This is a genomic window from Brachybacterium sacelli, from assembly GCF_017876545.1.
Classification (GTDB): Bacteria; Actinomycetota; Actinomycetes; order Actinomycetales; family Dermabacteraceae; genus Brachybacterium; species Brachybacterium sacelli.
Genome location: NZ_JAGIOD010000002.1, coordinates 921,360 through 933,722, shown reverse-complemented (window position 1 = coordinate 933,722; position 12,363 = coordinate 921,360). Strand labels below are relative to the sequence as shown.

The following is a 12,363-nucleotide window of genomic DNA, read 5'->3' as shown; positions in this document are numbered from 1 at the left end:
GGTAGCTCGAACGCGATCGCCTTCGTTCGCGCACAGGTACCGTTGCGAACGCTCGCAACGCAAATGGCCTTATACATAAGGGATTTTCGGTGAAGGGGTGATGCATTGGGCCGGGCGTGTCTCTGGTCGACGTCACTGATCGCACGCCCAGGCTGTCGCCGCCCACTGTCCCGGGCATGGACGAGAACATCACGACTCCCAGCCCGGGACCCGGCGACGAACTGCACTTCCACGGGCTGCGGCTGGCGCGGGGACCCATCCGGACGTATGTGCGTTGCCGCAGCGACCGCTTCCTGATCTGCGACTACCGCGTCGGGGGCCTGGACCGCCATCTCATCGTCGACCTTGAGGCGAGGACCCGGTGCCCGGTGCCCGGTGACCTGCACGGGGCACCGGCTGCAGACCGCTGGTGCCGGGACCTCCTGGAGGACCTCGAGGCCGGGCTCGTGTCCGTCTCCTGTAAGGCGGAGGTTCCGCTCGACATCATCGTGGCCGCTCCCGCCCCGTGACGATCGCGCCCAGCGCAGCCCCTTCATCCCTGGAGTCTTCGTTCGTGCCGACCCTCGACTACCCCCGCACGACGGTGCGTGCCGGCACCGCCGCCGTTGTCCCCGGTTCGACGCTCGCAGCGGGCGACCGTCCCGCTCTTGTGCCTGGCACCCCGGGCTGGGTGCATCTGAGTCCCGACGGCACGCTCACCGTGACTCCCCCGAGGCACGTCCGCGCGGGGCTCTGGTCGGTCACCGTTGAAGTTCGCACCTCGACGGGGAGCACCCGCTTCGCGATCGCCGAGTTGGATGTCCAGGGTGCCGTGACCCCGGAGGCGGAGCAGCACGAGCTCGACCCCTGGTGCGAAGTGGAGCTGGCCAGCAGCACCCCGGGTGGCGTTGCCGCTGTCACTGTCGACGGCGGGAAACCCCTGCCTCCGAACGCGCACGTCGAGACCTCCCGACAAGGGTCGCGACTGCGGTGCATCCCCGTCGGCGGCAGCACCGTGTGGGTGCCGTCGCCGCGACTGGTCCCCTCGATCCGGCTCCGCGTCGTCTACTCCGACGGCAGCACGAACGTCGTCGACGCCGGCCTGCGTCTTCCCGTGGTCCAGGACCGGTGACTGCGGCCGCGCGCCCCGCCCACTTCCCCCGGTGAGCATCCCGTCGACACTGGAGGGCCCCGTGGGCAAGGTCGTACCCATGCGCCGCAGCACGCTGCGGACGAGGAAGAAGGACACCGGCGAGCAGGGCAATGGAGGCGAGTTCGGCACGATCAATCGCTCCGAGGCGACGGTGAGTGTGCTTCCCCAGCCATCGCAGGTGGAGGACTTCGCGGAGACCGAGTCTGAGCGGGAGATGCGTCTGCTGAGAGCGGTGGAAGAGCACAGTGGCATCGATCTCGGCCAGGTCATGGAGCTCGAGCATGCCCTAGCTGTGGCCCGTATCCACGAGGACGAGGACGTTGATCGGGCCCGAACGTATATCGAGTCAGCCGAGGCGGGAGCTTACGGCGCCTGTGGGGAGAAGCTTTCGCCCCAGCGAGTGGCGACCTCCGAGCTGGTGTCCGACGTGCTGATCGGCCGGTGCACCCTCGCGCCCCACCAGCGCCGTGAACTCGTCGACGAGGCGACGGAACTCGCTCATCGCAACGACCAAATCCAGCAGCGCGAGGAACCGTGGGAGCCGGGTGCGCCCCATCCCGGAGGTCTCGCCCGCCTGCGCCTGATGCAGGTCATGGTCGGAGTGAAGCACGCCGACAGAGCTGACTCCGCGGATGCCCTGCGGGATGAGTTCATGCGTGAGGACGACCCCGCGCGCCGCAAGCTTCTGGGAGAGGTCATCTTGCAGGAGGCGGACACGGCCGGGCGCCTGAAGGGGGCCGAACGCCTCCGGGACTTCACCGGCGGGGGCGAGACCGACGACGGCGGATCGATATACGCAGGGACCTTCGGTTCGAACTACGAGGCCACCGAAGGCCTCTACGGTGCGGCGCTGACCAAGGAGATTCGCTCCGACCTGCAGCGTGCCCGAAAGGAGGGCTACGTCCCGGCTGAGTACTCGGTGCGGGTGAACCAGGCGGGCAGCAGCGCCTCCCATCAATCCATCAACGTCTTCATGGCTCATCCCAATCGGGGGTGTAGAAGTTGGGGTCTGAAGCCGCCGGTCTCGAGCAGGCTTCGGGCGATGTAGTTGGTCAGGTTGCGGAACCCGAGTGCGGAGCCGCGCAGGTGTTCGAGCCGTCCGTTGAGCGCCTCGGTCGGCCCGTTGCTGGTGCCGGGTCGTTCGAAGTAGGCGAGCACGTCAGCGGCTCGCTTCTTCAGGGTCCGGCCCAGGGTGGTGAGCTCGGTGAGCACCTTGGGGACGCCGGCGCTGAGGTCGGTGATCAGCTTCTCCATGAGCTCGCGGCCACGTTGCCGGTCCTCGTGGCGATAGGCGGCGATCATGCGCTGGTAGACACCCCAGGTCGCCTCGACCTCGACGTGAGCGTCATCAACGAACAGCGCGCGTAGCCTGTCGCTCTGCTTGTCGGTGAGCAGGTCCGCGCCGGTGTGCAGCGTGCGCCGCGACTTGTAGAGCGGGTCGTCCCTGAACCCACGGTGCCCGTGGATCGCGAGTTGGACCCGGCGCCGGCGCCTGTCGAGGGCGTCACCGGCCAAGCGCACGACGTGGAAGGGATCCATCACCGTGACCGCGTCCGGGATCTCCTCTGCAGCGGCGGTCTTGAACCCGGTGAAGCCGTCCATCGCGACCACCTCGACCGCGTCACGGAAGGCGTCGTCGCGGTCGGCGAGCCAGGTCTTGAACGCCGCCGTCGACCGGCCCTCGACCATGTCCAGCAGCCTTGCTGGGCCGGCGCCATCGCGGACCGGGGTGAGGTCGATGATCACGGTGACGTACTTATCGCCACGCCTGCTGTGGCGCCAGACGTGCTCATCGACGCCAATGACCTTCACGCCCTCGAACCGCGTGGGGTCGTTGATCAGCAGCCGCTTGCCTTCAGCCAGGACCGCGTTGTTGGCGGTGTCCCACGCGACCCCGAGTCCCTCGGCGACACGGGCGACGGTGAGGTGTGCGACCACGATCCCTTCCAGCGCCCACCGCAGCCCGGTGCGCGAGAGCTTCGCGCGTGGCTCCGCCGCGGCGCTGGTGTCTTGGCGCCACACGTGTCCGCAGTCGGCACAGCGGTAGCGGCGCACTACAACTTCCAGCACGGTCGGTCGCCAGCCCAGCGGCTCGTGGGCCAACCGCCGGATCACGGTGTCACGAGCAGCGCCTTCGCTGCCGCACCGTCGGCACCACTGATCTGGTTCCACCACGCGGCACACGAGGACCGCACGATCCGGTTCAAGTCGTTGCCCGGTCACGCTCAGACCGAGGCCGTCGAGTCGAGCGAAGGCGGTCAGGTCAGGGCGGCCGAAGCCGGCCGGCGGGGTAGCGTCGGACACGTCGAGGTCTTTCGGATGGATGGCGTAGGAACCTCCGTCGTCGGGAGACCTCGACGTCTATCTGCGGACCGACGCGCCCGGCCGACCTACACCGTCATCTGAGAAGACCCCTGAAACGTCTTCGACGACGACGGGACCGGCTAGGAGGAGGGCGCGGTGAGCTAAAAGAATGGAGCTTGCTCGGCTTCGACGCCGCCGCAAGCTCCGGTGAAACGGTCGGTACTGGTCGGTCGTCGTCGGTCACCACCGGATGGCGGCGCCCCCACTCTCGGCGTTTGCGCAGGTCAGCAGCTCGTTCGCCCAGTGGGCGCATCAAGCGATAGACGCAAAGCCGACGTGATTAGGTCGTCGGTTCAATTCCGACAGGCGGCTCTGGCGAACAGCCCATGACCTGCGGAAACGCAGGGCAGGGGCGGTTCGGTTCTGGTGGTCGCGCGATGCGCTGGCCTCACGGCTCTGCCCGACACCGACGTCGCTCTCCTCTGCGACGGACCCCTCGCCGGCTGAGCGCTCGCGGCCGGCATCCTGTCCGTGTGCCGATAGGCCTCGCTCCGCTCGGCAACGCGGCGTGGCGTTGTGTCGCGACCTGGACGTGCGAGGTGTCAACGGTGCGTCGGCGCAGCGATCGTTGTGTGCGCAGCGAGATGTTCCATGCCGCACGGGCGACGCGCACGAACGCAACGCCCCGGAACGCCAACGACCCGTCATCGCTGCGACGCGCAACGCGTCTCCCGTCACGGCAACGGATCGCAACCAAGACCCGCCCACGGCGCCTAGCGGGACGGAGGGCAAGTTGACACAGTTGCGCTGCCATGGAACCGCGCTGGCTCTCTCGATGACCACCGGTGAACCAGTGCCGCTCCAGGCTTGCGCCTGGTGTTGCCTGGCCCCCCTCGTGATCGGCCCGTCGGGGATCGTCAACGTGGTGCGGGTGTCGAGGCGGTCGGGTCCGACGGCTCGGCGGGGCGCGATCGTCTCGTGCGTTGGCGGACTACGGGAGCTTGGACGCGAGGACGTCGGCCGCCAGGATCTCGGGTGCTGCGCCGAGGAGGTGCTGGTTGGCCATCAGGGCTGCGACGATGGCGCCGTTGGCGTGGGCGTCGCGAGCGGCTTCGTCGGGGAATGCATCGAAGATCCAGAAGGTGTCGGCGTGGGTCCTGACCGCGAACCAGACAATCGTTCCTACTTCTTCGTTGGCGAGTGCGACAGCGCCGGCGAGCAGATCGGCGACCGCGTCGTGCTGTCCATCGGCCGCGACGATCTTGGCGACGAAGGCATACGGAAGTGATGCGGGTGTGGACATGAGGGACTCTCCTTGACGTCGGGGTTCTTCGTGGGACGAGTTCAGCGTATGACGAGCGAGGGCCGGTGGGGAGTGGCGTATACGGCAGTATTGCTATTGTTTACGTCATGCGTATCGGACTGATCGCGATCGACGGCTGCCTCGGTTCGGCTATCGCGTCGATCATCGACATCGTGCGGGTGGCCGACGGAGCCCGCGGCGATGTCGACCCGCGGATCGACCCGATCGAACTCGCCATCCTCGGACCGAAACGGCGAGTGACCACGACGGCATCGATGACCCTGTCGGTGGACCACCCGCTGTCGGAGTCCGGAGAGTTCGACGTGGTCGTCGTCCCTGCGCTTGGAACCCTTACGGCCGCCGCTACCAACGACGTTCTCCAGAGCCGAGATGCTCGTTCGGTCATCGCCTCGCTCGGGCGCCTCGACGAGGCGACCACCCGGATCGCCGCGGCGTGCACCGGCGTGTTCGCTGTCGCCGAGACCGGACGGATGCATCATCGGAGGGCGACGACCAGCTGGTTCCTGGGGCCGGAGTTCCGGAAGCGCTATCCGACCGTCGCCCTCGATCTCGACACCATGGTCGTGGTCGACGGGAACCTCGTCACCGCCGGCGCCGCGTTCGCCCACATCGACCTCGCGCTCTCACTCGTGCGATCGATCAGCCCCGACCTGGCCCAACATGTCGCCAAGCTTCTCATCATCGACGAGCGTCCGTCGCAGGCGGCCTTCGTCGCCTACGAACATCTCCGGCACGAGGACCCGATCGTCGTCGAGTTCGAACGCTTCGTGCGCGCCCGCCTGGACGAACCGTTCAACGTCGCCTTCGTCGCGCAGTCGCTCGGCACCAGCCGGCGCACCCTCGAACGACGAGTCCGTGCGGCGCTCAACCTCACTCCGCTCGGCTTCGTCCAACGGCTTCGCATCGAACGAGCTCGGCACCTCTCAGCAACCACGGACTTCACCTCCGCCGAGATCGCGCTACGGGTCGGCTACGCGAACGCCGAGACTCTGCGCTCCCTCCTGCGCAGGGAGCGACGCCGTTCCTGACCTATCGCCATGCCTGTAGCCGGTGTCCTAGCGCCCGGTTGGAACCACCTCTCAGCACGTCGCGTCGACGCTCCTGCGTCGCCCCTGGACGACCCACTCGACACGCCCGCAGCACAGGTCATGTGACGTGTCCCGGCTTCCCGGCCGGTCGGGGTTGGGTGGCTGTGATGTCGCTGCGTTCTCGTCGAGGGGGTCAGCAGACTCGATCAGGGTCGACTGGGATGAGACGCGAAGGCGGTCAGGTCAGGGCGGCCGAGGCCGGCCGGCGGGGTAGCGTCGGTCACGTCGAGGTCTTTCGGATGGATGGCGTAGGAACCTCCATCGTCGGGAGACCTCGACGTCTATCTGCGGACCGACGCGCCCGGCCGACCTACACCCTCATCTGGGAAGAGCCGTCTTCATCCAGCCGCCCGAGGGCCACAACCCGCATTTCCGCGGCCGCCAGTGGGTATTCGGCGAGCTCGAAGAGGTGGCGCTGGAGAAGCCCTCGGACTCGATCGTGCGTGAGCGCATTGAGCGGGTCGTGAACTCCTACAACCGCGACACCTCCAACTCGCAGGTCGACTACTTCAACCGTCGTTTCTACGACCACGTGGAGTGGATCGACGGACGGTCCGCGTCCCGCGCCGACTGAAGCCCGCCCACTTCACCAAGTGATGGGGAGCCGACGAGAGAAGGGATGTGCGATGACCAGCACGGCACCGAAGGTTCGCAAGCGGGACACCGGAGAGCGGGGCAATCGCGGCGAGTTCGGGACCGTTGTCCGCGCCGACGCCGACGTGGCGGTCCCCGAGGACTCCCCTTCCCGCGAAGTCGCCCTGCCCGAGGGTCTCGATCGTGTCCGCCAGCTGCACGACGTGTTCGACCTCAAGGCAACCCGACTGTCCGACGGCGAGCTGCGCGTCTCGGGCAAGAGCCGGGTCATCACCGATTCCTTCGAAGAGGCCGGGATCGATCCTGATCTGCTGTGCCGGCAGATCAACCTCAACCACCCGGAAGCCGACGCGCACATCGAGGACGTGCACCACGATATCCAGCCCTGGGACGACGTGGTCTACAGCGTGTCGATCACTCCCATGGGCAACGACGTCGATGCCATCGACCGAGCTTTCGACAACCACCCGCTCGCTGGGATGTGGAGCCTCGATGCGGAACGGGGCGTCTGGGACGCGGCCAAGAGGGAGACTGCTGGACGCAGAATCAACGCTGCAATGGACGACCTCGTCGAGTCCTCCCGCTCGGTGCGCGAATCACCTGCTCGCACTCGCGCCCGTGTCACGTTCGAGCTGTACCGAACCGCCGCCGAGGACGAAGCACGGGAAGCCATCAATGGGCTGCGTGATCTCGGGGAACGCAACGGAGCGACCTATGTCGCGTTCCCCGGCGACGATGACCCTGAGACCTCGTCGCTGCTATCCGCCTACCCGGTGTTCTACGACGCTGGCGGGCAGCAGATGGACTGGTACGAGGAACCGGAGATCCAGAACGAGCGTGAGTACCTCGCTTGGTTGGACGCCGATCGCGACGAGGCAATCGTTGCCGGCCTCACCCCTGACGCTCACGAGGACCCCGAGCTGGACGGCATCCAGCGGGCCACCGATCACGCCTACACCTACCGCTGCACCCCGAAGGAGTTCTGACATGGCCAGCAAGCGCAGGAACGAAGTCGGCATGAGCGGCAACGGCGGGCAGTTCGCCCCGGTCGGCCGCTCCGAGGCCGATGTCCCCATCGCCACCGACCAGGAGATCATCGACGCGCTCCCCCACTCGCCCGGCTTCGAGAGGCCGATCCTCGATGACCGCGACTCCGCCGGAATCCAGGACTTCGGCCTCGAGGGGTTCGATGCCGACTTCAGCGCCTGGCACGACGAGGGATCCGGACAGGCGGTCGCCGAGGTCGGCCTGGACGTCCCCGACACCGATCTCATGGGCCTGTCCGATCTGGACGACGCCGACATGACCACCGAGGAGTCCGAGCGGATCCATCGCGGCACCGTCGTCCTCGACCAGATCCTGCGCGAGCGGTACCCCGACGCCGACATCAGCTACGACGCCGAGCGTCCGCACCTGAGCTGGGAGTACCGCCAGGACGGCATGAGCACCGAGGAGCAGATGCACGACCGGGCGTGGAACGACGAGAAGGGGCCGGTCACCTTCGCCAATGAGGCGGACGCCGGCACGTTCGGGCACGAGCACCTCGGGCGGATCTTCCGGGAGCGGATGGAGGACACCGCCATGGTGAACGCCCCGACCCTGTACGGTTCCGCGGCACTGATCGATGGTCAACGAACCGCCGTCGACCTCGACAACGACATCGCGGCGTCCGCCCAGTTCCGCGATGAGGCCGAGGTCGAGATGCCCACCGACCTGAACGTGCGCAGGTACGCCGGCCACCTCGCCGAGAGCAGTGACCAGATGAAGCGCCTGTCCGAGTACGGCCACTGCTCCGCCGGCGCCGCCCTCGACGAGCTCGACAAGGTCACGCCGGCCTCGGCTCGCCACGGCAGTGACGGCGAGCGATTCGAGTCCTACCAGCTGTGTCGCTGGATCGAACGCAGCAACGAAGAGCTGCACGAGGAGTGGATCCGGTAACGCAGACCCTTCGGGCTAGTTTCAAAGAGAGGCCGCAACACCGCGGTCTCGAAGACACAGCCAGGAGGAGAACCATGGTCAAGCTCATGACCGTCGACGAGCTCATCAAGACCGCGGAGGCGGCGGGGATCCCGCTCGTCCCCGCTCTCGCGAAGGAATGCAATCTGTACGCGATCACGGACCCCGAGGGGAACTGCCTCTACGTCGGGCAGTCCGCGTCGAAGTCGGGCAGGCGCGTCCTCGACGAGATCTCGTATCGCCGAGAGGACCCCACGACCGCCATCCGCAGTGGCATCGTCGCGCTGCTGGTCGAGAACCATGGGTCTCACCACCCTTGGCGTTTCGACCCCGATCCGTTCGACGCGTCGCGCCTGAAGGCTGCCATCACGGATCAGGCGTGGGAGGGTGGAGCGATCGATGTCGTGAAGAAGCGGCTCGACTCTGGGACTCCGCCCAAGCTCGGCGAAGTCGAGGAGTTCCTGGTCCGCTCGCACATCCGCACCGGATGCCTGATAGGGAACTCGGAGTTCGCCTCTCAGTGGGATGGACCCATCGGGAAGTTCGCAGACACTGTTGCGGTCCTAGCTGTACTGACCGGGGACGTTAGTCGACGCTCGCAGCGCTGGTAGAACTCGCGTCAGGGCCGCGGCATCGCCGGTGACATCCACGCCCTGCGCGATAGCGGCGGGCAGAGGCATTGCGCCTTGCAGGAGGGCAACCAGTGCCGGCCCGGGGCCTGTAACACCCGCCAGGGGGCTGACATCGCGCTGGCAAGGGCCCACCGTGATGGTCCCGTCGGCGGCGGTGAGGTCGAAGCCGTCGTCGAAGGTGCCGAACCGGATCACGATCGGTGGCTCGTCCGGTCTGTGATCCGCGAGGAGGAAGCGTGCCGGTTGGCTGAGCCAGTGCGTCTGGAAGATCGCATCACTCGGCGCGTCTGGAACCGTCGGTGCACCCCACTTCAGAAGCTCGCGCAGCACTCCGTCCAGGGCCCGGCCACGCTCGGTAAGCCGATACGTTGGCGTGCCCGGGGTTCCTGGGGCGGGCTCGCGGGCGACGACACCGTTGGTCTCGAGGTCCCGCAGACGCTGGGTGAGCAGGTTCGTCGCGATGCCAGGCAGGCCGCGCTGGACTTCGCCAAAGCGCAATGCGCCCCCGATCAGCAGCTCACGCACGATCAGGAGAGTCCACCGGTCACCGACGACATCCAGGGCGCGAGCGATCGAGCAGAGCTGTCCGTAGGACTTCACCTGAACCCCCTTGACTTTATCAAGTGCCTGCTTGAAAGTATCAAGCACCATTCTCACACCAAGGAGAGCCATGCCCGCCACCCTGTCTTCTGCCGCACCTCAGACCCTCAAGGACTACTACCGGATCCTCGAGTCCGGCATCGACAGTTACCAGGATGGGGCTGACCTACGGCCTCTGCTGGGTGACCACCTCGACTTCACGGGCTCCCTCGCTGGACACCTCCCCGACGCCACCGATGGCTTCCTGGGCGGGGTTGCCGGTTTCATTGCGACGGTCAAGCAGATCGAGATCATCCACGACGTGCACGGCCCTAACGGCTCCGCCGTGCTCTACACGGCGACCATGCCCGGCGGTCCCATGACCTTCGCGGAGTTCTTCACCTTCGACGGCGGACGCATCGCGTCCTTGAACCTTCACTACAGCGGCCCCGAGTACATCGAGAAGGGTGGACGATGACAGCACAGAAGGACCTGGTCGAGCGAGTTCGTGACGCGCTAAGAGCTCGCAACCCTCGTGAGGTGTCGATGTTCGGGGGAGTGTCGTTCATGGTCGAGGACCGGATGGTCGTCGCCGCCCGTCGGGAAGGGACACTCCTGCTACGCATCGACCCCACTGACGCGGAAGACCTACTCGCCCGCCCTGGTGCTCACCCTGCGCTCATGGGCGCAGACCGCCCCATGGGCGACGGCTGGATCAGCGTCGAGCAGGCCGCACTCCAGGGACCTGGGCTCGAGTCCTGGCTCGAGCCAGCACTCACCTTCCATGCAGCGCAAGGCGCCGAGTAGAGATCTCTACTCCAACTCCATCATCCGGTGGCCGGTCGCAAACGCGGCCGGCCACCGATCTATCTCAGGAGCCACTTTGAGTCATCGCAATGCCGCGCTGACCCCACGTCATCGTCTACGAGTCGCACGCCTCGTCATCGAGGAAGGATGGCCGATCAGCGAAGTCGCTGCCCGCTTCCAGGTGTCGTGGCCAACCGTGAAGCGGTGGGTCGACCGCTACCTTGCTGGCGAGCCGATGCAGGACCGGTCGTCACGGCCGAAGTCTTCGCCGAACAAGACGAGCAAGAAGACGACAAAACGGTGCGTGAGCCTACGAATGCGCCTGAGGGAAGGGCCTGTTCAGCTCGCAGCCCGACTCGGCATCGCCCCGGCCACGGTCCACCGCATCCTCACGACCGCGCGCATGAATCGACTTTCCTACGTCGACCGTGCCACCGGCGAGCCGATCCGCCGATACGAACACGACCACCCTGGCTCGCTCGTGCACGTGGACGTCAAGAAGCTCGGGAACATCCCCGACGGTGGAGGCTGGCGATACGTCGGGCGACGTCAAGGATCGAGGAATCGTGCCGTCACTCCCGGCAAGCCGAAGAACAAGTGGCGCAACCCCAAGCTCGGGTATGCGTTCGTGCACACCATCATCGATGACCACTCGCGCGTCGCCTACACCGAGGTTCACAACGACGAATCCGCTGTCACCGCCGTCGGAGTCCTGCATCGAGCGGTCGAGTGGTTCGCCGACCGAGGGGTCGCTATTGAGCGCATCTTGTCCGATAACGGTGGTGCGTACCGTTCTCACCTGTGGCGAGACACGTGCGAGGCTCTATCGATCACTCCGAAGCGAACGCGGCCATACCGCCCACAGACCAACGGCAAGGTCGAGCGATTCCACCGCACCATGGCCGACGGCTGGGCGTATGCGCGCTGCTACACGAGCGAGAACGAACGCCGCGATGCCCTCCCCGACTGGCTCCACGAGTACAACCAGCACCGACCACACACCGCCTGCGGAGGCCAGCCGCCCTTCTCACGATTGATCAACGTCCCCGGTCAGTACACCTAGCGACCGATGCGGCGCGACTGTCCGGGGCGATACGTCCGAGTAACGCTCCCTTCGTTGGGGATCTCGATGCGCAGAAGGACCGACTGTGAGCGGCGTTTTCGTCCGAATCCGCCGCGCTGGCCTGCGGTGATGCCTTTCGCGACAGGTTGGGCACCCCCCGCCCACTACCTCTGGTGCCACGGAAAGCTGTGGCGTCTGTCCGTGCCCGTCTCTACAGTGGGCGCGAACGTTCTCAAGGACCGGATCGGAAGGAGGCAGTCATGAAGCTCTCGCTGGCGTCCACCACGCGCACCGCGACCTCGTCGTGGCGGCGCTCCTTCTCATGCCCGGGTCTTGGCGACCAACCGGAGAGCAATCCGAGAGGCGGCAAGCACGCCGCGCAGGCCGCGTATCAGCGACCCCTACTCGCGATTTCGAGCCGCTGAGCTCCACCTCCCTCGTCAGCCGAGACCCACTCACGGGTCGATCCACCACTACTCCTCGACGGGCCCGTCCCACGAGAAGTAACGCCCGCCCACTGGGTGGGCAGTCAGCGCCGGGCCACAAGGCCGAGTGCGCCGGGTACTTGAGAACTTCACAGAGACATTCCATGCGCGACCCAGCGCGGCACCACGCCGCCCGTCGCGCAGCTGGCCCCGCCGTACACAGTGCGGTAGGGCCGGATCGTCCCGGTCGACCGAACCGAGGCCGCCCGGTCGACGTGGTGAAGCGGCGGGGTGCACGGGAGCGCTGCGAAGATGGCGAATCGCGCCTGGCTGTAATCCAGGTCCTTCGGGTCAGGGGGTTCGAATCCCTCCGCTCTCACGGGTCCCCGCATGCGGGACATCCAGAACGGCACGGCCTCTTGTGCGCACAGGGGGCGACGTCGAGCATGCCGGTCTCGC

General features: G+C 66.7%; 15 protein-coding genes and 1 tRNA gene. 13 read left to right on the top strand and 3 right to left on the bottom strand.

The genetic code is table 11. The annotated features are described in order from the left end of the window. Positions 1 to 176 precede the first annotated feature (176 nt). The 3 genes from JOF43_RS18565 to JOF43_RS18555 all read left to right on the top strand — a co-directional run bounded on the left by JOF43_RS18565 (position 177) and on the right by JOF43_RS18555 (position 2,180). Positions 177 to 509 (top strand): hypothetical protein, encoded by a 333-nt coding sequence (locus JOF43_RS18565; RefSeq protein WP_209904515.1) that lies wholly within the window; start codon positions 177 to 179, stop codon positions 507 to 509. Between the two features lie 44 nt (positions 510 to 553). Further along, positions 554 to 1,111: a hypothetical protein gene (locus JOF43_RS18560; protein ID WP_209904513.1), complete on the top strand. Its 558-nt coding sequence runs from the start codon at positions 554 to 556 to the stop codon at positions 1,109 to 1,111. A 199-nt stretch (positions 1,112 to 1,310) separates the two neighbouring features. Further along, the gene (locus tag JOF43_RS18555) at positions 1,311 to 2,180 is read left to right on the top strand and encodes a hypothetical protein (RefSeq protein ID WP_209904511.1); all 870 of its coding nucleotides are present in this window, start codon (positions 1,311 to 1,313) and stop codon (positions 2,178 to 2,180) included. Here JOF43_RS18555 and JOF43_RS18550 read toward each other — a convergent pair. After that, positions 2,111 to 3,436, bottom strand: coding sequence for an ISL3-like element ISPfr2 family transposase (locus JOF43_RS18550; RefSeq protein WP_209904509.1), 1,326 nt, complete (start codon positions 3,434 to 3,436; stop codon positions 2,111 to 2,113). The two genes, JOF43_RS18555 and JOF43_RS18550, sit on opposite strands and share 70 nt — an antisense overlap. A 991-nt stretch (positions 3,437 to 4,427) precedes the next feature. After that, on the bottom strand, positions 4,428 to 4,739 hold the full coding sequence (locus tag JOF43_RS18545) for a putative quinol monooxygenase (RefSeq protein WP_033107114.1): 312 nt from the start codon (positions 4,737 to 4,739) through the stop codon (positions 4,428 to 4,430). 107 nt (positions 4,740 to 4,846) lie between these two features. Here JOF43_RS18545 and JOF43_RS18540 point away from each other — a divergent pair, with 107 nt between their 5' ends. The 5 genes from JOF43_RS18540 (at position 4,847) to JOF43_RS18525 (ending at position 9,009) form a co-directional block, all read left to right on the top strand. Continuing rightward, a complete protein-coding gene (locus tag JOF43_RS18540) occupies positions 4,847 to 5,788 on the top strand; it encodes a GlxA family transcriptional regulator (protein WP_209904507.1) in 942 nt (313 codons plus the stop codon). A 499-nt stretch (positions 5,789 to 6,287) separates the two neighbouring features. Next, complete coding sequence (locus JOF43_RS23060; RefSeq protein ID WP_281065139.1) at positions 6,288 to 6,422, top strand: hypothetical protein; 135 nt, start codon at positions 6,288 to 6,290, stop codon at positions 6,420 to 6,422. A 52-nt stretch (positions 6,423 to 6,474) separates the two neighbouring features. Beyond that, the gene (locus JOF43_RS18535) at positions 6,475 to 7,428 is read left to right on the top strand and encodes a hypothetical protein (RefSeq protein ID WP_209904506.1); all 954 of its coding nucleotides are present in this window, start codon (positions 6,475 to 6,477) and stop codon (positions 7,426 to 7,428) included. Between the two features lies 1 nt (position 7,429). Beyond that, on the top strand, positions 7,430 to 8,380 hold the full coding sequence (locus tag JOF43_RS18530) for a hypothetical protein (protein ID WP_209904504.1): 951 nt from the start codon (positions 7,430 to 7,432) through the stop codon (positions 8,378 to 8,380). A 74-nt stretch (positions 8,381 to 8,454) separates the two neighbouring features. After that, positions 8,455 to 9,009: a hypothetical protein gene (locus JOF43_RS18525; protein WP_209904502.1), complete on the top strand. Its 555-nt coding sequence runs from the start codon at positions 8,455 to 8,457 to the stop codon at positions 9,007 to 9,009. On the opposite strand, the gene JOF43_RS18520 is transcribed toward JOF43_RS18525, so the two are convergent. Then, on the bottom strand, positions 8,962 to 9,702 hold the full coding sequence (locus JOF43_RS18520) for a winged helix-turn-helix transcriptional regulator (RefSeq protein ID WP_245354610.1): 741 nt from the start codon (positions 9,700 to 9,702) through the stop codon (positions 8,962 to 8,964). The genes JOF43_RS18525 and JOF43_RS18520 overlap by 48 nt on opposite strands. Here JOF43_RS18520 and JOF43_RS18515 point away from each other — a divergent pair. The 5 genes from JOF43_RS18515 (at position 9,701) to JOF43_RS18495 (ending at position 12,283) form a co-directional block, all read left to right on the top strand. Further along, a complete protein-coding gene (locus tag JOF43_RS18515) occupies positions 9,701 to 10,087 on the top strand; it encodes a hypothetical protein (protein WP_166813949.1) in 387 nt (128 codons plus the stop codon). The two genes, JOF43_RS18520 and JOF43_RS18515, sit on opposite strands and share 2 nt — an antisense overlap. Beyond that, a complete protein-coding gene (locus tag JOF43_RS18510) occupies positions 10,084 to 10,416 on the top strand; it encodes a TfoX/Sxy family protein (RefSeq protein ID WP_209904501.1) in 333 nt (110 codons plus the stop codon). Before JOF43_RS18515 ends, JOF43_RS18510 begins: the two co-directional genes overlap by 4 nt. Positions 10,417 to 10,492: 76 nt before the next feature. Then, positions 10,493 to 11,479 carry an IS481 family transposase gene (locus JOF43_RS18505; RefSeq protein ID WP_209905391.1) on the top strand — a complete coding sequence of 329 codons (987 nt, stop codon included), beginning with the start codon at positions 10,493 to 10,495 and terminating at the stop codon, positions 11,477 to 11,479. A 260-nt stretch (positions 11,480 to 11,739) separates the two neighbouring features. Then, entirely contained in the window at positions 11,740 to 11,904 is a 165-nt protein-coding gene (locus JOF43_RS18500) for a hypothetical protein (protein ID WP_209904499.1), read from the top strand. Between the two features lie 297 nt (positions 11,905 to 12,201). After that, a tRNA-Tyr gene (locus JOF43_RS18495) sits at positions 12,202 to 12,283 on the top strand. Positions 12,284 to 12,363 lie beyond the last annotated feature (80 nt).

Bases quoted from the DNA above. Each gene is read 5' to 3' on its own strand.
- JOF43_RS18510 (WP_209904501.1), top strand. From the start codon at position 10,084: ATGACAGCACAGAAGGACCTGGTCGAGCGAGTTCGTGACGCGCTAAGA.
- JOF43_RS18540 (WP_209904507.1), top strand. From the start codon at position 4,847: ATGCGTATCGGACTGATCGCGATCGACGGCTGCCTCGGTTCGGCTATC.
- JOF43_RS18565 (WP_209904515.1), top strand. From the start codon at position 177: ATGGACGAGAACATCACGACTCCCAGCCCGGGACCCGGCGACGAACTG.
- JOF43_RS18515 (WP_166813949.1), top strand. From the start codon at position 9,701: ATGCCCGCCACCCTGTCTTCTGCCGCACCTCAGACCCTCAAGGACTAC.
- JOF43_RS18500 (WP_209904499.1), top strand. From the start codon at position 11,740: ATGAAGCTCTCGCTGGCGTCCACCACGCGCACCGCGACCTCGTCGTGG.
- JOF43_RS18525 (WP_209904502.1), top strand. From the start codon at position 8,455: ATGGTCAAGCTCATGACCGTCGACGAGCTCATCAAGACCGCGGAGGCG.
- JOF43_RS18530 (WP_209904504.1), top strand. From the start codon at position 7,430: ATGGCCAGCAAGCGCAGGAACGAAGTCGGCATGAGCGGCAACGGCGGG.
- JOF43_RS18535 (WP_209904506.1), top strand. From the start codon at position 6,475: ATGACCAGCACGGCACCGAAGGTTCGCAAGCGGGACACCGGAGAGCGG.
- JOF43_RS18545 (WP_033107114.1), bottom strand. From the start codon at position 4,739: ATGTCCACACCCGCATCACTTCCGTATGCCTTCGTCGCCAAGATCGTC.
- JOF43_RS18520 (WP_245354610.1), bottom strand. From the start codon at position 9,702: ATGGCTCTCCTTGGTGTGAGAATGGTGCTTGATACTTTCAAGCAGGCA.